General features: G+C 68.3%; 18 protein-coding genes. 10 read left to right on the forward strand and 8 right to left on the reverse strand.

The genetic code is table 11. The annotated features are described in order from the left end of the window. Positions 1–54 precede the first annotated feature (54 nt). Complete coding sequence (locus ACZ5YA_RS08915) at positions 55–822, reverse strand: IclR family transcriptional regulator (RefSeq protein ID WP_118932849.1); 768 nt, start codon at positions 820–822, stop codon at positions 55–57. 160 nt (positions 823–982) lie between these two features. Further along, on the reverse strand, positions 983–1936 hold the full coding sequence (locus ACZ5YA_RS08920; RefSeq protein WP_118932848.1) for a LysR family transcriptional regulator: 954 nt from the start codon (positions 1934–1936) through the stop codon (positions 983–985). 137 nt (positions 1937–2073) lie between these two features. Here ACZ5YA_RS08920 and ACZ5YA_RS08925 point away from each other — a divergent pair, with 137 nt between their 5' ends. Both ACZ5YA_RS08925 and ACZ5YA_RS08930 read left to right on the forward strand, forming a co-directional pair. Continuing rightward, the gene (locus ACZ5YA_RS08925; RefSeq protein WP_464092385.1) at positions 2074–3066 is read left to right on the forward strand and encodes a Bug family tripartite tricarboxylate transporter substrate binding protein; all 993 of its coding nucleotides are present in this window, start codon (positions 2074–2076) and stop codon (positions 3064–3066) included. A gap of 17 nt (positions 3067–3083) precedes the next feature. Then, a complete protein-coding gene (locus ACZ5YA_RS08930; RefSeq protein ID WP_059380487.1) occupies positions 3084–4511 on the forward strand; it encodes an amidase in 1428 nt (475 codons plus the stop codon). Between the two features lie 9 nt (positions 4512–4520). Here the strand turns inward: ACZ5YA_RS08930 and ACZ5YA_RS08935 are convergent, their stop codons facing one another. Beyond that, a complete protein-coding gene (locus ACZ5YA_RS08935) occupies positions 4521–5561 on the reverse strand; it encodes a metal-dependent hydrolase (protein WP_251881641.1) in 1041 nt (346 codons plus the stop codon). Positions 5562–5667: 106 nt separating this feature from the next. Between ACZ5YA_RS08935 and ACZ5YA_RS08940 the strand changes: the two genes are divergently transcribed. The 6 genes from ACZ5YA_RS08940 to ACZ5YA_RS08965 all read left to right on the forward strand — a co-directional run bounded on the left by ACZ5YA_RS08940 (position 5668) and on the right by ACZ5YA_RS08965 (position 9955). Continuing rightward, positions 5668–6306 carry a DedA family protein gene (locus ACZ5YA_RS08940; RefSeq protein ID WP_054455998.1) on the forward strand — a complete coding sequence of 213 codons (639 nt, stop codon included), beginning with the start codon at positions 5668–5670 and terminating at the stop codon, positions 6304–6306. Positions 6307–6322: 16 nt separating this feature from the next. After that, complete coding sequence (locus tag ACZ5YA_RS08945) at positions 6323–6832, forward strand: hypothetical protein (protein WP_059380485.1); 510 nt, start codon at positions 6323–6325, stop codon at positions 6830–6832. Between the two features lie 105 nt (positions 6833–6937). Then, on the forward strand, positions 6938–7588 hold the full coding sequence (locus ACZ5YA_RS08950; RefSeq protein WP_118932843.1) for a dUTPase: 651 nt from the start codon (positions 6938–6940) through the stop codon (positions 7586–7588). Positions 7589–7761: 173 nt separating this feature from the next. Further along, positions 7762–8454: a 2OG-Fe(II) oxygenase gene (locus ACZ5YA_RS08955; protein WP_464092386.1), complete on the forward strand. Its 693-nt coding sequence runs from the start codon at positions 7762–7764 to the stop codon at positions 8452–8454. A 50-nt stretch (positions 8455–8504) separates the two neighbouring features. Further along, a complete protein-coding gene (locus ACZ5YA_RS08960; RefSeq protein WP_306636859.1) occupies positions 8505–9209 on the forward strand; it encodes a 2OG-Fe(II) oxygenase in 705 nt (234 codons plus the stop codon). Between the two features lie 14 nt (positions 9210–9223). Beyond that, positions 9224–9955, forward strand: coding sequence for a 2OG-Fe(II) oxygenase (locus tag ACZ5YA_RS08965; protein ID WP_464092387.1), 732 nt, complete (start codon positions 9224–9226; stop codon positions 9953–9955). A gap of 12 nt (positions 9956–9967) precedes the next feature. On the opposite strand, the gene ACZ5YA_RS08970 is transcribed toward ACZ5YA_RS08965, so the two are convergent. Further along, complete coding sequence (locus tag ACZ5YA_RS08970; protein WP_059380482.1) at positions 9968–10903, reverse strand: LysR family transcriptional regulator; 936 nt, start codon at positions 10901–10903, stop codon at positions 9968–9970. 146 nt (positions 10904–11049) lie between these two features. On the opposite strand from ACZ5YA_RS08970, the gene ACZ5YA_RS08975 reads away from it, so the two are divergent. Next, positions 11050–12039, forward strand: coding sequence for a tripartite tricarboxylate transporter substrate binding protein (locus ACZ5YA_RS08975; RefSeq protein ID WP_118932840.1), 990 nt, complete (start codon positions 11050–11052; stop codon positions 12037–12039). Continuing rightward, positions 12036–13130: a maleylacetate reductase gene (locus ACZ5YA_RS08980; RefSeq protein WP_464092388.1), complete on the forward strand. Its 1095-nt coding sequence runs from the start codon at positions 12036–12038 to the stop codon at positions 13128–13130. Before ACZ5YA_RS08975 ends, ACZ5YA_RS08980 begins: the two co-directional genes overlap by 4 nt. A 66-nt stretch (positions 13131–13196) precedes the next feature. On the opposite strand, the gene ACZ5YA_RS08985 is transcribed toward ACZ5YA_RS08980, so the two are convergent. The 4 genes from ACZ5YA_RS08985 to ehuC form a co-directional block, all read right to left on the reverse strand. Next, positions 13197–14309, reverse strand: a complete 1113-nt coding sequence (locus ACZ5YA_RS08985) for an NADH:flavin oxidoreductase/NADH oxidase (RefSeq protein ID WP_059380480.1) — start codon at positions 14307–14309, stop codon at positions 13197–13199. 107 nt (positions 14310–14416) lie between these two features. After that, the gene (gene ehuA / locus ACZ5YA_RS08990; protein ID WP_059380479.1) at positions 14417–15187 is read right to left on the reverse strand and encodes an ectoine/hydroxyectoine ABC transporter ATP-binding protein EhuA; all 771 of its coding nucleotides are present in this window, start codon (positions 15185–15187) and stop codon (positions 14417–14419) included. Continuing rightward, positions 15184–15855, reverse strand: coding sequence for an ectoine/hydroxyectoine ABC transporter permease subunit EhuD (gene ehuD / locus ACZ5YA_RS08995; RefSeq protein WP_118932839.1), 672 nt, complete (start codon positions 15853–15855; stop codon positions 15184–15186). The genes ehuA and ehuD overlap by 4 nt, the downstream gene beginning before the upstream one ends. Further along, positions 15852–16505, reverse strand: a complete 654-nt coding sequence (gene ehuC, locus ACZ5YA_RS09000) for an ectoine/hydroxyectoine ABC transporter permease subunit EhuC (protein ID WP_118932838.1) — start codon at positions 16503–16505, stop codon at positions 15852–15854. The genes ehuD and ehuC overlap by 4 nt, the downstream gene beginning before the upstream one ends. Positions 16506–16514: the final 9 nt, after the last annotated feature.

Genomic DNA, 16514 nt, shown 5'->3' on the forward strand with positions numbered 1-16514 from the left:
AGGGGATTTTCTGGGTGTCCGGCGGCGCGGACGCATCTGTGGGCCTGAAAGCGTTCAGGCCAGCCAATAGGGATCGTTCAGTTCGCGGCCCAGCGCCCCCACCTGCCGCAGCACCGACTCGCGCAAGCGCGCGACGCGGGCGGCATCGGCCTGGAAGGAAACGAAGGACAGGCACAGGCCGCGCAGTTCGCCGGTGGCGGGATCGCGCACGGCGGCTGCCACCGCGCCTATGCCCGGCATGGCCTGGTCGATGGCCACGCCGCAATGGTCGGCGCGGGTCTGCGCGACCAGGCGGGCCAGTTCGCCGACCGTGGCGGGACAGTCGCGGCCTTCGGTGGGCAGCGGCTGGTCGGCGTCGGCGCCGTAGAGCGCCTGGAACTCGGTTTCGCTCAGGCGCGACAGCAGCGCCCGGCCCATGGCCGTGCCCGAGGCGGCGCGGCGCGAACCGGGCGGCGACAGCACCTGCACCGGGTGCGAACCGTTCAGGCGCTGCAGCACCACGGTTTCGCGCTGGTTCAGGGTGGAGAGATAGGCGGTCAGGCCGCTGTCGTCGGACAGCCGGGCCAGCACCGCGCGGCAGGCGTCGTCCAGCGGCGTGGCCGCCATGCCCGCGCGCACCGCCTGGGCCAGCATGGTCCCCGCGCGGTAACGACGCGTGGCGGCGTCCTGGTCGAGCAAGCCGTAGTGCTGCATCTGGTTGAGCAGGCGCGACGCGCTGCTCTTGGGCATGGACAGGCGCGCCGCCACTTCCGTGAAGCTCAGCTCCGACGCGCCTTCCGCGTACAGCCCCAGCACGCGCTGGACGCCATCGAGAATACTCATGCTTGTTCCATAAAACGGAACTTATGTTCCTGTAAGTTGAACAAGAATAATGCGGGGCTCGTCGGCGGTCAATACGGAAGGACCATGAAAAAGCCCCGGCGGTCGCCCCCGGGGCCTGGTCGCGGGAGCCGCGAGCGCCCGCGTTGACCAACGCAATGGTTCAGACCATCGGCCGCCCGTCCTGCGGCGCCTCGCAGAATTGCAGGAAGCGATGCAGCGGCGTCTGCCGTTCGGCGGCACGCTGCCACGCGAGGACCGTAGGCGGGTTCTGTACACCCAGCTCGACCGGCAGGATGACCGCCTCGGCCCCGACGGTCAGACGTAGTGCCGCCGCCAGCGGCAGCATGACCAGGTAATCCGTGGTGCGCACGAATTCATCGGTGAGCAGCAGATCGCTCACCTGGATGCCGCGCGGCGGCAGTTCCAGGTCGCATCCCAGGAACAGCGCGGTCAGCTTGTCGTGCATCATCGTGCCCGGACGCGGCTTGCACCAGGGTTCTGCGTGCAACTCGCGCAGCGTAAGGCGGCGGCGGGCGGCCAGCGGCGACAGCCGGGCGTTGGCGACGACCACCAGCGGCTGCGGCGGCACCAGCCGCAAGCGTCCCAGGCCAGGCGCTATCAGCTCGGGCGTGTCGTAACACACCAGCGCGTCCAGCTTGTCGTCCAGCAGCAGGTCCGCCATGGCGCGGTATCCGCCGGCCTGCACATCGAGCGCGACTCCGGGCTGCGCCTGGTTGAAGGCATGGATCAAGGGCGCAAGAGTCAGTTTGCCCATGTCGGTCGCCACGCCGATGCGCAAGTCGCCCAGACGGCCGCTGCGCACATCCGTAACGGCCTGGGCCAGTCCGCGGGATTGCGCCACCACGGCCTCCATCATGGGCAGAATCTGGCGGCCCATTTTCGTCGGACGCTTGGCATTGCCGATGCGTTCGAACAGCTTGAAACCCAACTGCGATTCCAGCTCGGCCAAGGTCTTGGAGACCGCGGACTCGCTCACGTTCGCGGCGGCGGCCACCTCCTTGGCCGACGGCGCATCGCGCAGCGCCAGCGCAATCTGCAAATGCCGCAGCTTCAGGCGCGAAGCCAGCGACTCGATAGGCTGCGGCTTGACCATTTTCTCAATCCCTTAGTCGAATAATTCACTATACGGTAAACCCTTGCGGACCGATGATAGCGGCATAGCGCGTGGCCATGAGCCGATCCGCGGCCGGCCAGGCCTCAGGAGCAATAGAGCGCAAACAGGAGACCGCCTTGCCAGCCCGACCCCGCCTTCTTGCCTTTATCCTTGCCGCCGCGACCGCGGCGGGCCTGCAACCCAGCGCGATGGCCCAGGAGCCAGCCAGCGGCGACAAGCTCGTGCGCCTGGTGGTCGGCTACGCCGCGGGCGGCGCCGCCGACGCGGTGGCTCGCGCCTATGCCGAACAATTGCAGGCGGCGGGCTACGCCAACGTCATCGTCGAAAACCGCCCCGGCGCATCGGGACGCCTGGGTTTCGACGTGGTGAAACGCGCCAAGGCGGACGGGCTCACCCTGTACCTGGGTTCGTCGCCGATGTTCGTGATCTTTCCGCTGACCTACAAGAAGCTGGGATACGACCCGGACCATGACCTGCGCCCCGTCGCCCTGGTGGCCGACGTGCCCACCGGCGCCGTCACGGGCGCCGCCCAACCCTACGGCAACATGGCCGAATACCTGCAATGGGCCAAACAGGCGCGCGCCAAGGCGACCCTGGGCCTGGCGACGCAAGGCAGCCCCGGCCAGTTGGGAACGATAGAAATGGGCGGCCAGAACGGCCTGGAGGTCGTGCCCGTGCTCTACCGCGGCGCGGCGCCGATGCTGGTGGACGTGGCGGGCGGCGAAGTGTCGATGGGCTGGGACGCCGTCGCCAGCATGCTGCCGCTGTACAACGCCGGCAAGGTGAAATTCCTGGGCGTGGCAGGCAGCCGCCGCCTGCCCACGCTACCCAATGTGCCGACGCTGCTGGAACAGGGCTACCCGCAGTACCAGCATGCCGCCAGCTGGTATGGCGTGTACGCGCCCGCGGCCACGCCGGACGCCACGATCGCCCAGCTGGAACAGGCTTTTGTCGCCGCCGGCAAGCGGCCAGCGCTGGTGGAAAAACTGCAGACCGCGGGCTTCCTGGTCGAACCCCAGGACGCGCAGGCCGCCAAGCGCCGCATCGGCGTCGAACGCGCGCACTGGGCCCCCATCGTCAAGGCCGCCGGCATTTCCTTCGACGAATAAGGCGGAACGTGGTTTCGATGAGCGACTCTCTTTGCGACTTGAGCGCGGCCGAGGCCGCGCGCCTGGTCCGAACCAAGGCGGTGTCTCCGGTTGAGCTGGTGCGCGCCTCCCTGGAACGGGCCGAGCGGCTGCAGCCCGTCCTGAACTGTTTCATCACGCTGTGCGCGGAAGAGGCCATGGCCGAAGCCCGGCTTGCCGAAACCGCGCTGATGCGCGGCGATGCTGCCGGCCTCTTGCATGGCCTGCCCTACACGGTGAAGGACCTGGTCAATACCGCGGGCGTGCGGACCACCTTCGGCGCGTTGCCGTTCAGCGCGAACGTGCCGGCCGAAGACGCCGTGGCTGTCGCGCGGCTGCGCCAGCAAGGCGCCGTCCTGATCGGCAAGACCACGACGCCGGAGTTCGGCTCCAAGTCCATGACGGATTCGCCGCTGTTCGGCCATACCCGCAACGCCTGGAACCTGGAACGCACCTGCGGCGGTTCCAGCGGCGGCGCAGCGGCGGCGACGGCGGCCGGCATCACGGCGCTGGCGGTGGCCAGCGATGGCGGCGGCTCCACCCGCATCCCCGCGGCGTGCAACGGCGTGGTGGGATTCAAGCAAAGCCTGGGCGCGATCCCGCACAGCCAGGCGCAGGACGCCATCGGCAACCAGACCTACGTGACGCCGACCACGCGCACCGTGGCCGATACCCGCTTGATGATGGCGGCCATGGCCGGTCCGCATGACTGCGATCCATGGTCGCTGGGCATACCCAGGGCCGACTACGCCGGCGCCGCGGCCGGTCCCGAAACGCTGCGCGGCAAGCGCGTCCGCTATTGCCTCGCCCCGCCCGGCCGCCCCGTGGCCGCCGACGTGCGCGGCGCGTTCGAGGCCGCGCTGGCGCGCCTGGCCGATTTGGGCGCGGAAGTCGAACCGTTCGACGGCGCGGGCTTCGATGTCGAGCCGATCTGGCGCGTCATCAACCACACGGTCTGGCGCACCCGCTTTCTGCCGCTGATAGAACGCGAACCCGACGCCTACAGCCCCACCTTCCGGCGGCAGATCGCCACCGCCGCGGCGTTCAGCGCCCAGCAATACCAGGAAGCCATGTTTGCCCGCACCGCGCTCTACCGCAAGGTGCAGGCCCTGTTCGGCCAGGCCGACCTGCTGGCCATGCCGACCATGTCGCGCACCGCGTTGCCGCTGGGCACGGACATATTCGACACCATGGACATCGACGGCCGCCCGTACGGCGACATCCGCGCCCATTGGTATCCGTGGACCATGCTGTTCAACCTGACCGGCCACCCAGCCATCAGTGTGCCTTGCGGCCTGGGCCAGGATGGCCTGCCGATAGGCTTGCAGCTGGTAGCCCCTTGCCACGCCGACCTGCCGCTGCTGCAGGCGGCCGAAGCCTACGAGCAGGCCCGCGCGCCGCTGCCGCGGCCGCCCGCCATCGCGTAGATCGCGTCCCTACCTGGTCGACAACTCCGACCACTGCGCCAGCGGCAAGGGCGGCTGCGCATGCAGGATGCGGCCCAGCACCAGCTTCAGTTCGGCCCAGCCGCCGCGCTCGGTGGGCCAGCTGGACGGCGTCACCGCCTGCCAGTTGCCGCCCGCCGCGCGTTCGGCCATCTTGAAGCGGAAGGTGTAATGCCCCGCCATGCCCATGCGCAGGTCCGTGACCACCAACGCATTGCCGATGACGTCGTAGCGCAGCCAGTCGTCGGTGAACCAGCTAAGGCGCTGGTGCAGCGGCACGTCCGCCAGCGCCTGCGCCACATGCAGGTTGAGCGGCTGGCGCAGCCATTCCGGCGGATCGCTGTCGAACAGGCTGCTGACCGATTCGTAATAGTGGCCATCTGGCGTCTTGGCGATGACGCGCCACACCAGCGTGTTGAAAGGCATGGGCACCGCGCGCAGTTCGCTCAGCGCAATGCCCTGCCCCTGCATCGCCTCGCGCACGCGGTCCTCGGCGGCGATGCGTCCGGCCAGCCCGAATCCCAGATAGGCGGTGCTGAACACCAGCGCCGCGGCCAGCAGCCGGCGCGCCGTCAGCGTCATGCCGAAGCCGACGGCGAACAACACCGCCAGCAGCAACGGCACGGTATAGACCGGGTCAATGATGAACACGGCGGCCCAGCTTTCGGGGATGAGCGCCAGCGGCCAGAACAGCTGCGTCCCGTAGACCGTGAAGGCGTCCAGCACCGGATGCGTCACCAGCACCAGCCATAAGGTCAGGAACAGCCGGCGTCCGCTGTATGGCGCCTGCGGCCAGTATTTGCGGATCAGCCAGGTCAGGAAAACAGCCAGCCCGGTCAGCACGAACACCGAGTGCGAGAAGCCGCGGTGGTAAGTCATGAGCGACACCGGGTCCGGATAGCGCATCAGGACGTCCAGATCCGGCACCGTGGCCAGCGCCGCGCCATAGATCAGCGCCCGGCGTCCCTGCACCCGCCCCAGCAGGGCGCCCTGTATGCCCGCGCCCAGCACCGCCTGCGTAACCGAATCCATAACTCTCCAACAATTAGCTTCATCCAGACGGACTATACGGCGCACCGACAGTTCCGCAGGCGTTAACATACCCGATTGCATTCAGCTAATTTTCAACTTCGTAAATATGGACCAATACATCGACCAGATCGCGATGTTCATCGAGGCCAACCAGGCCTGGGCGGGACCGATCACCTTTCTGCTCACGCTGGGTGAATCCATGGTGCTGCTGGGCCTGTTCATCCCGGCCACGGCCTTGATGCTGCTGACCGGCGGCCTGATCGGCGCCGGCACCCTGAATCCCTGGGCCATCATCGCCTGGGGCATCGCCGGCGCCATCGTGGGCGACGCGCTGTCCTACTGGCTGGGCCGCTGGGCCGGCCCCGGCATCCTGCGCCGCTGGCCGCTGAAGCAGCAGCGCAGCGGCGTGGCGCGCGCGCGCCTGTTCTTCTACCGCTACGGCTTCGCCTCCGTGCTGATCGGCCGCTTCCTCGGCCCCATCCGCTCCACCATTCCCACCGTCGCCGGCGTCATGGGCATGGGGCACAGCCGCTTCCAGATGGCCAACGTCGCCTCCGCCATCCTCTGGATGCCGCTGATGCTGGCCCCGGGCTACATCACCGCGCGCAGCCTGGGCACGGCGGACAACGCGCAACAGATTGCCATGATGATCGGCGCGGGACTCTCGGTACTGCTAGGATGCGGGCTGTTGATAGCCATGCTGCGCAAGCGCCGGGTCCCGGCGCGCCAACGCCGCGGCAACTGAACCGGAGAGAGGGGCAATGGCCATAGACGGGGAACCCAGGAATGGCGATTTCGCGCGCTACGTCGAAAACCTGACGCGCGCCGGCGGGGCATCGCCGGGACAGGTTCCCGACAAGCGGACGGACTCCCGCCCGGCAGCGCCCCCGCCTCCTGCCTCGCCATCCGAAACGCTGTCCGGCGCGCCCTGGGGCAAACCGGCCCCGCCGCCCCTGCAATCGCGGCAAGCGCCCGCAGCCCCGGGCCAGACGGATGCCGCCGAGGTATCGATGGCCCGCCAAGCCACCCAGCGCAAGATCGGCGTCATCCTGACGGTGGGCGGCATCCTGGCCGGCTGGGCAGGCGCGCGCATCATCTTCGAAGCCCTGCGCGGCCCCGGCTTCGACCTGGACGAAGCCATGCCCGCCGTCTTCCTGTTCTTCTTCGCCATGATGCTGTTCAAGGCGGCCCGCAACGCGCGCAATCCGCGCAACAAGACGCCGCTGCCGCCGCTCAAGCGCTCCTCGTACCGCAAGGACGGCGGCGCCTGATTCCGCCATCGCGGCGGCGCGGCGCGGACGGGCAATGGTGCTAACATTTCCGCCGCTGTCGAAAGACCCATAAACCACGGAGTGAAAGTGAATAACGTAGTCGGATTGAACCAGGCCCAGGCGGCCACGATGCTGAAGCTGCAGGGCCACTTGAACAGCATGATCAATCCGGATTGGGTCAACGGCGGAGCCCGCTTCCTGCGCGCCGCCTTCGTCGAATCCGCCGAAGCGCTGGAACACTACGGCTGGAAGTGGTGGAAGAAGCAGACCATCGACCTGCCGCAAGTGCAGATGGAGCTGGTGGACATCCTGCACTTCTATCTGTCGCACACCATCGTCCAGTCCCGCGGCGACATCGCCGCCGCCGCCGGCGCGCTGGTCGCCGACCTGTCCGGCCCGGCTTCGGTCGCGCTGGACGGCAAGACCCACACGCTGGACCAGCTGAACGTGCCCGAGCTGCTGGAACTGATCGGCGGCCTGGCCGTATGCGGACGCGCCAGCTTCAAGGTGCTGGAACAGACCATGACGTCCTGCGAGATGAGCTGGAACGACGCCTACACGCAATACGTGTCCAAGAACGTGCTGAACATCTTCCGCCAGCAGCATGGCTACAAGGAAGGCACTTACATCAAGATCTGGAACGGCGAGGAAGACAACGTCGTGCTGGCCCGCCTGCTGTCGCAGCTGGATCCCGCGCGCGAGGATTTCGCCGACCAGCTGCACCGCGAGCTGGAGCAGGCTTATTCGCGCCTCTGAGCCGCGACGGTTCCTGCCCGCCCGAAGAACGCCGCATCCGCGGCGTTTTTTGTTTTGGGGGGATGCCAGCGCAACAAACGGAGTTTCAAATGGGCGGTGGATTTCTACACTGGCCTCGCCTGTAATCACAGGGAGGACCGGGCATGCGCACCGCGGCAAGCGGGAACCAAGACATGACAGCAACAGCCTATGACTGGCAGAACGTGGAGCACGCGCTTGATGCCCACGGCAACGCCGTGCTGCCCGGACTGCTGACACCCGCGCAATGCCGCGCCCTCGCCGCCCTCTATCCGGATGAAGCGCGCTTTCGTTCGCGCATCGTCATGGCGCGGCATGGCTTCGGCCGCGGCGAATACAAGTACTTCGCCTACCCCCTGCCGCCGCTGCTCGATCAGCTGCGCCACGCGCTCTATGCCCGGCTGGCGCCGATCGCCAACCGCTGGAATCAGCGGCTGCGCGCGGACACGCAGTACCCGCCCGAACTGGACGCCTACCTGCAACGCTGCCACCGGGCGGGCCAGACGCGTCCCACGCCATTGATGCTCCAGTACGGCGCGGGCGACTACAACTGCCTGCATCAGGATCTCTATGGCGAGCATGTGTTTCCGCTGCAGGTCGCCATCCTGCTGTCGCAGCCGGGCAAGGATTTCACCGGCGGCGAATTCGTCATGACCGAGCTTGCGGCCCGCAGCCAGCGCGCCGACGTCGTGCCGCTGGGCCAGGGCGACGCGGTGGTGTTCACCGTCAATCAACGGCCCGCGGCGGGCGCGCGCGGGCCGCGCAAGGTCGCCATGCGGCATGGCGTGAGCCGCGTGCGCAGCGGCCGGCGCCATACCGTGGGCCTCATTTTTCATGACGCGGCATGATGCCCCGTTCGCTTGCGACCATCGATGAGGACCCTATGCATGACAGCGGCATGAACGCCCCCGAAACCAGCCTGGACCGCCTGGACTGGACGGACATCGGATCGCAGCTCGACGTCGAAGGCTATGCCGTGCTGCCAGGATTGCTGGGCGCGGAACTGGCGCGCAGTCTGGCACGGCAGGCCGACGCGCCGCCTGCCCGGCGGGTGAGCCTGGCATCTGCCGGCCTGGGCCGCGGCGACCTGTACTACTTCGACGCCGGCATGCCGCCGCCGCTGGAGCAATGGCGCGCGGCGCTGTACCGTCGGCTGGCCGTTCACGCCAATCGCTGGAACGAGCTTCTGGACGTTTCATCGCGCTATCCCGATGAGCTGGACGATTTTCTTCAGCGCAACCGCGACGCCGGCCAGGCCCGGGCGCAATCGCACCTGAGCCGGCTCGGCGTCGAAGATTACATGGCACTGCACCAGCGCACTGAAGGCTTGCAGGTCTTCCCCATGCAGGTGGTCGCGCTCCTGTCCGAACCGGGAGACGGATTCCAGGGCGGCGAGTTCGTGATGACGGAGCAGCGCCCGCGCATGCAATCGCGTCCGCTGGTGGCGCCGCTAGCTTGCGGCGATGTCGCCATCATCGCCACGGGGGAACGCCCCTTTCACGGTTCCAAGGGTTATTACCGCGTCAACCTCAAGCATGCCGTCAGCCGCGTGCGCAAAGGAGTCCGCATCGGCCTTGAACTGTTTTTCCACGATGCGCCCTGATGCCAGCCCAAGCCATGCCCACATCGACCATGCTGCACGACCTGCCTGAAACCCGGATTGCGGATGCGGACTGGCAGGCTGTCGAAGACGATCTCGGCCGCGATGGCTACGCCGTACTGCCGGGGCTGCTGACGCAGGCCCAGTGCGAGAAGCTTGCGGCCGGCTACGGCGAGCAAGCGCGCTTTCGCAGCCGCATCGTGATGGAACGCCATGCGTTCGGCCGCGGCGAGTACAAGTACTTCAGCTATCCGCTGCCCGATATCGTCGCGGGCTTGCGGCAGTCGCTCTACCCGCGTCTGGCCCCCATCGCCAACCGCTGGCATGCCGCCATGCGCCTCGAAGCGCGCTTTCCGGCGACGCATGACGAATTCCGGGAGATCTGCCACGCCGCCGGACAGCGCCGGCCCACGCCGCTGCTGCTGCGCTACCAGGCGGGCGACTACTGCTGCCTGCACCAGGACCTGTACGGCGACCACGTCTTTCCGTTCCAGGCCATCTTCCTGCTCAACGAGCCGGGACGCGATTTCGAAGGCGGCGAGCTGCTGCTGGCCGAGAGCAATCCCAAGCAGCCCGGCCGGGCCGACGTGGTGCCCTTGCGGCAAGGCGATGCCGTGGTGCTTGCCGTCAACCACAGGCCTGTGCGGTCGGCGCGCGGCTATTACCGCGCGAATCTGCGGCACGGAGTCAGCCGGCTGCGCAAGGGCGAGCGGCACAGGCTGGGCATCATCTTCCACGATGCCAGGTAGGCTGCGCGATCGTCAGGCCGCGCGCGCAGCCTCGATGGCGGCATCCCAGACGGAAGGCGAGCCGATCTGCCGCCGCAACTGCTCGGTGAAGGCGCGGATGCGCGCGTTGGCGCGCGGCATGGCGCGCAGCAGGTAGATGCCGCTTTCGGGTGGCGGGCTGGCGTCCTGCAACGTCAGTTGCACCAGCCGGCCCGCGCCCAGGTCCACGCCCGCGGACCAGTTGGGCATGAGCGCGATGCCCAGCCCTTCCAGCGCCGCGAACCGGCGCGCGTCGCAGTCGTCGCATTCCAGGACGAACCTGGCGTCCCGCGCCCATTGGCCATCCCCCAGCTCGCGCCAGCCGCGCACGCTGGTGCTATGGCGCCGGTCGATGAGGCGATGGCGCGACAGGTCCGCCAGCGTGCGCGGCACGCCGTGGCGTTCCAGGTATGAGGGCGCGGCGCAGATCAGATAACGGTGGCTGCCGATGCGCTGCCCGATCAGGCTGCTGTCGGGCTGCTGCCCCACCCGCACCACCACGTCCATGCGTTCGACCACCGGATCCACCACGCGCTCGGTCAGTTCCAGCTCCACCTGCAATTGCGGATGGCGCTCACCCAGCTGCTGCAGCATGGGCACCACGTAGCGCCGCGCGAACGCCGGCAGGCAGCTGACCCGCAACAAGCCCTGCACGGTCTGCTCCAGCGAAATGACTTCGGAGCGCGCCTCGGTCATGTCGTGCAGGATCTTCACGGCGCGCTCGTACAGCACCTCGCCGGCCTCGGTGGGCATCAGCGCGCGGGTCGAGCGCACGAACAGCGGCACCTTGAGCTCGGATTCCAGCGCGCCGATCTGCCGCGCCACGGACGAGGCCACCATGCCGCGGCGGCGGGCCACCTCGGAAAAGCTCTGGGCGCGGGCGACGTCGACAAAGATGGACAGGCTCTCGGCGAATTTGACGGTTTTCATTTGTGCGTGCAGCGCAAAAGGCTTTGGCGTGGGACGCCAGCTTTCCTGGGAGGTTTGGCAATTACGATAGCGTGCATGGCCGCATTTTGGCAATTTTGACAAAGATAAACGGCCGACTACAACGACGACAAGCCCTGGAGACACGCATGCCCCCGACTACCGCCCCCCGCCGTTCGCACCGCGCCCTGCTGGCCAGCGCCGCCCTTGCCGCAGGCGCCTGGGCCGCCGCCCTGCCCGCGCTGGCGGATTCCTATCCGAGCAAGCCGGTGACGGTGGTGGTCCCCTTCGCCGCAGGCGGTACCGTGGACCGGGTGGCGCGCCAGGTGCAGCAGGCGCTGCAGGACAAACTGGGCCAGACGGTGGTCATCGACAACCGCGGCGGCGCCGGTGGCACCATAGGCACGGCGCTGGTGGCCAAGTCCGCGCCTGACGGCTATACGGTGGAAATGGTGTTCGATTCCTACGCCACCGAGCAGCACATCTACCCCAAACTATCCTACGACACGGCGCGCGACCTGACCGGCGTGTCTTACATGGTGCGCTCGCCCATGGTGCTGGCCGTGACGGGCAATGGCCCCTACCAGACGCTCGCCGACTATGTCGCGGCCGGCAAGAAGGGCAGCGTGTCCTACGCCTCGGTCGGCGCGGGCAGCTCCAACCATCTGGCGGCCGAAATGTTCCACCAGGCTGCCGGCACCAGCGGCATCCATACGCCCTACCGTGGCGGCGGCCCGGCCGTGTCGGACCTGATGGGCGGACATGTGGAATCCATCATCGCCAGCCTGCCGCTGGTGCTGCCCCACATCCAGAGCGGCAAGCTGCGCGCGCTGGCCGTGACCGCACCCAAGCGCGTCGCGGCCCTGCCGGACGTGCCCGCCATCGCCGAAAGCTATCCGGGCTTCGAGATCTATTCCTGGGTGGGCATGGTGGCGCCCGCGCAGACGCCGGCGGCGACGCTGGACAAGCTGGCCGACGCCACCATCGCCGCGCTGCGCGATCCGGCCGTGGCAGGACGCATCACCGAATCGGGATTCGAAGTGGTGGCCGGCGGCCGCGACGACATGAACCGGCTGGTGCAGGCCGAGTCCCAGCGCTGGGGCGAGCTCATCAAGCGCCGCGGAATCGTTGCACAATGACCGACATGCAGACGGAGAACGCCATGCACTCCTTCATCTACGCCAGCCGCGCCCAGCGCGTGGTCTTCGGACCGGGCAGCCTGGGCGGCCTGGCGGCCGAACTTGATGCGCTGGGACTGCGGCGCGCGCTGGTACTCTGCACGCCGCCGCAACGCGCGCAGGCCGAACGGGTCGCGGCGCTGCTGGGCGAGGCGCGGGTGGCCGGCATCTTCGACCAGGCCGTGATGCACGTGCCGATCGAAATCGCGCGCCAGGCGCGGGAGGCGGCGCGCAAGCTGGGCGCCGATTGCGCGGTAGCGGTGGGCGGCGGCTCCACCATCGGCCTGGGCAAGGCCATCGCGCTGGATTCCGGGCTGCCGGTCATTGCCGTCCCCACGACCTATGCGGGCTCGGAGATGACGCCGATCTACGGCCTCACCGAGAGCGGCCTGAAGAAGACCGGCAAGGATGACCGGGTGCTGCCGCGCAGCGTGGTGTACGACCCCGAGCTCAGCCTGTCGCTGCCGGTATCGATGAGCGTGACCAGCGGCATCAATGCCATCGCCCATGCGGCAGAGGGCCTCTACGCGCAAGACGGCAATCCGATCATGGACCTGATGGCGCAGGAAGGCGTACGCGCGCTGGCGCAGGCGCTGCCCGCCATCCACGCAGGCTCCCAAGGCGCGGAACTGCTGCAGGCGCGCAGCGACGCGCTCTACGGCGCCTGGCTGTGCGGCACGGTGCTGGGCAGCGTGGGCATGGCGCTGCATCACAAGCTCTGCCATACGCTGGGCGGCAGCTTCAACCTGCCGCACGCGGAAGTCCACACCGTGGTGCTGCCGCAAGCCCTGGCCTACAACGCCGCGGCCGCGCCCCGGGCCATGGAGCGCATCGCGGCGGCGCTGGGCGCGCCGGCTGCCGCGGCGGGCATATTCGATCTGGCCAGCACGCTGGGCGCGCCCACGGCATTGCGCGACATCGGCATGCGCCAGGAAGACCTGGACCGCGCCTGCGACATCGCCATGCAGACGCCCTACCCCAATCCGCGCCCGCTGGAACGCGAGGCCTTGCGGGCGCTGCTGCAAAACGCCTACGAAGGAAAACGGCCGTGATGGGTCAAGCGCGGCGGCCTATGACAGCCTCTTTTCGGCGCTGACGCCGCGCTGCGCCCATCCCGCTCACCGTTGTCCGAAGCGCGTCTCGCCAAACAGCGCCTTCTGCTCACGCGGCTGCGAGCGCCAGTACTGGCGCGGCGCGCTGACCTGGCCGCCCAGTTGCGCGGCGGCGTGCCAGGGCCAGCGCGGGTCGTACAGCATGCCGCGCGCCAGCGCGACCATGTCGGCCTGGCCGCCCTGGAGAATGTCTTCGGCCTGCTGCGCCTCGGTGATCAGGCCTACCGTGATGGTCGGCATGCCCACCTTGCGCTTGATTTCGTCTGCGAACGGCACCTGGTAATTCGGACCCACGGGTATCTTCTGCTGGGACGAGACGCCGCCGCTGGAGACGTCGATGAATTCACAGCCGCGCTCCTTCAGGGCTTGCGCCAGGACCAGCGTCTGTTCCAGGTCCCAGCCGCCTTCGACCCAGTCGGTGGCCGACACGCGCACACCCAGCGTCACCGACGGCGGAATGGCCTCGCGCAGCGCCTGGAAGACTTCCAGCGGAAAGCGCATGCGGTTCTCGAGCGAACCGCCGTAGGCGTCGTCGCGCCGGTTGGACAGCGGCGAAAGGAACTGGTGCAGCAGATAGCCGTGCGCGGCGTGCAGCTCGATCGCGTCGAAGCCCAGCCGCACGGCGCGCCGGGCGCTGGCCACGAAGGCGTCGCGCACGCGCGCCAGGCCCGCCGCGTCCAGCGCGTGGGGCGGCGGTTCCGACGCGTTGTGCGGCACGGCCGAAGGCGCCCAGCCTTGCCAGCCGCCGGACTCGGGCGGCACCAGTTGGCCGCCGTTCCAGGGCGCTTCGCTGGACGCCTTGCGGCCCGCGTGGCCCAGCTGTATGCCCAGCTTGATGGGCGCGTAGCGGCGGATGGCGGCGACGACGCGGCCGATGGCCGCCTCGGTTTCGTCGGACCACAGGCCCAGGTCTCCCGGGGTGATGCGGCCGTCTGGCTCCACGGCGGTGGCCTCCACGAACAGCAGCGCGGCGCCGGACAAGGCCAGGTGCCCCAGGTGGATCATGTGCCAGTCGGTCGCCAGGCCGTCTTCAGCCGAGTACTCGCACATGGGCGCAATGACGATGCGATTGGCCAGTTCCAGCTGGCCGATGGACGTGGGACTGAAAAGCAGGGACATGCTGGAGCCTCCGGGGCGTGGGATGCGACAGCATAGCGCCCCGGCCCGTCCGGGAACCTGAATACCGCAGCCCCGGGCGGGGTCAAGGCGCGTCCGCAAGCGATGCGCTACTGCCCTTCGATCACCGAGTCCAGGAACTGGCGCGTGCGCGGCTCCTTGGGCTGGCTGAACAGCACCGACGATTCGGCGTCCTCGACGATGTTGCCCTGGTCGAAGAACAGGGTCCGGTCCGAGCTGCGTTCGGCGAACTTCATCTGGTGGGTGACGATGATCATCGTCATGCTGCGCCGGGCCGACAGGTCGCGCAGGATCTGCAGGATGCCGCCGACCAGTTCCGGGTCCAGCGCCGACGTTACTTCGTCGAACAGCATGATGTGGGGGCACATGGCCAGCGCGCGGGCGATGCCCACGCGCTGCTTCTGCCCGCCCGACAACTGCGCCGGATAGACATCCAGCTTGTCGCCCAGGCCGACCATTTCCAGGTACTCCACGGCCTGTTCGCGCGCCTGGGCGCGAGGCATGCCCCGCACATGCAGCGGCGCTTCCATGGCATTGGCCAGCGCCGTCATGTGCGGGAACAGGTTGAAGTGCTGGAACACCATGCCGATCTTGCCGCGCACCTTGCGCAGGTGCTCCGAGTTGGGGCCGACAGAACGGCCCTGCGCGTCGGTCCACATGGGCACGCCGTCGATCTCGATATCGCCGCTGGTGGGCCGGTCCAGCGTCATCAGCACGCGCAGCAGCGTCGACTTGCCCGAACCCGAGGGGCCGATCACGGCCACGGTCTGGCCCGACGGTATCTCCAGGTTGATGCCGCGCAGCACCTCCAGTTCGCCGTACTGCTTGCGCAGGTTCTTGATGCTTATGCTGGCGCTCATCTTTTTCCTCCATATCGTTGCAGGCGGGCCTCCAGGCCGCGCACGCCCCAGGCCGCCGCCAGGCTCAGCGCCAGGAACAGCAAGCCCACCAGGGTCAGGGGCTCGGTGTAGCGGAAGGTGGCAGAGCCGATCATCTTGCTCTGCTGCAGCAGTTCCACCACGGTGATCGCCGACAAGAGCGGCGTGTCCTTGAACATGGCCACCAGGTAATTGCCCAGCGCCGGCACCACCGGCGGAATCGCCTGCGGCAGCACCACGCCCACCGCCGTGCGCCAGCGCGACATGTTCAGCGCGGTGGCGGCCTCCCATTGGCCGCGCGGCACGGCTTCGATGCCGGCGCGGTAGACCTCGGCGCAATAGGTCGCGTAGTGCAGGCCCAACGCGGTGATGCCGGTGGCCAGCGGCGACATCCGCACGCCGGTCAGCGGCAGCACGTAGAACAGGAAGTACATCTGCACCAGCAGGGGCGTGCTGCGCACGAACTCGATCACGAAGGCCGTGGGCAGGGACACGATGCGCAAGCGCGAACGCCGCAGCAGGGCCAGCGCCAGGCCCAGCGTGACGGCCACCAGCATGCCCAGCACCGTGGCCTGGATCGTGATGAGCAGCGCGGAACCCAGCGTGGGCAGGATCTCCAGGGCGAAGGACCAATCGAATACCGGCTTCATCGCACGCGCACCTTGCGTTCCAGCAGACGCACGCCGCCCGTGATCAACAGGGCCACCGCGAAGTACATCAGCAGCATCAAGGTGAAGATCTCGGTGGTGCGCAGGGTCTCGCTGCGCAGCAGCTGGCCGCGGAAGGTCAGGTCGGTGATGGTGATGAGGGACACCAGCGCGGTGTTCTTCAGCAGCTCGATCAGCAGGTTGCCGGCCGGCGGCAGCATGGCCGGCACGGCCTGCGGCACCACGATGCGGCGCATGATCTGGCCGCGCGTCAGGTTCAGCGCGATGCCGGCTTCGCGCTGCCCTGGCGGCACCGCTCGGATCGCGCCGCGCACCACTTCCGCGCCATAGGCGCCGGCGTTCAAGGCCAGCACCACGATGCCCACCAGCATGGCCGGCAACTGCACGCCGAACAGCGGCAGCACGAAGTAGAACCAGAACAGCTGCACCAGGGCCGAGGTGCCGCGAAATACCTCGACGTAGACCGCCGCGATCCAGCGCAGCGGACGCAGGGACGACAGGCGCCCGATGCCCGCGGCCAGCGCCAGCGGAACGGCCAGCACCACGGCGCCGGCCATGATCTCCAGGGTCACCGCCAGCCCCTGCAGCAGCGGCGGCGCCAGTTCGGCGAAATGCTCGGATATCAACCGCATGCGCGCCCC

The sequence above is a fragment of the Achromobacter sp. JCM 18799 genome (assembly GCF_055395645.1).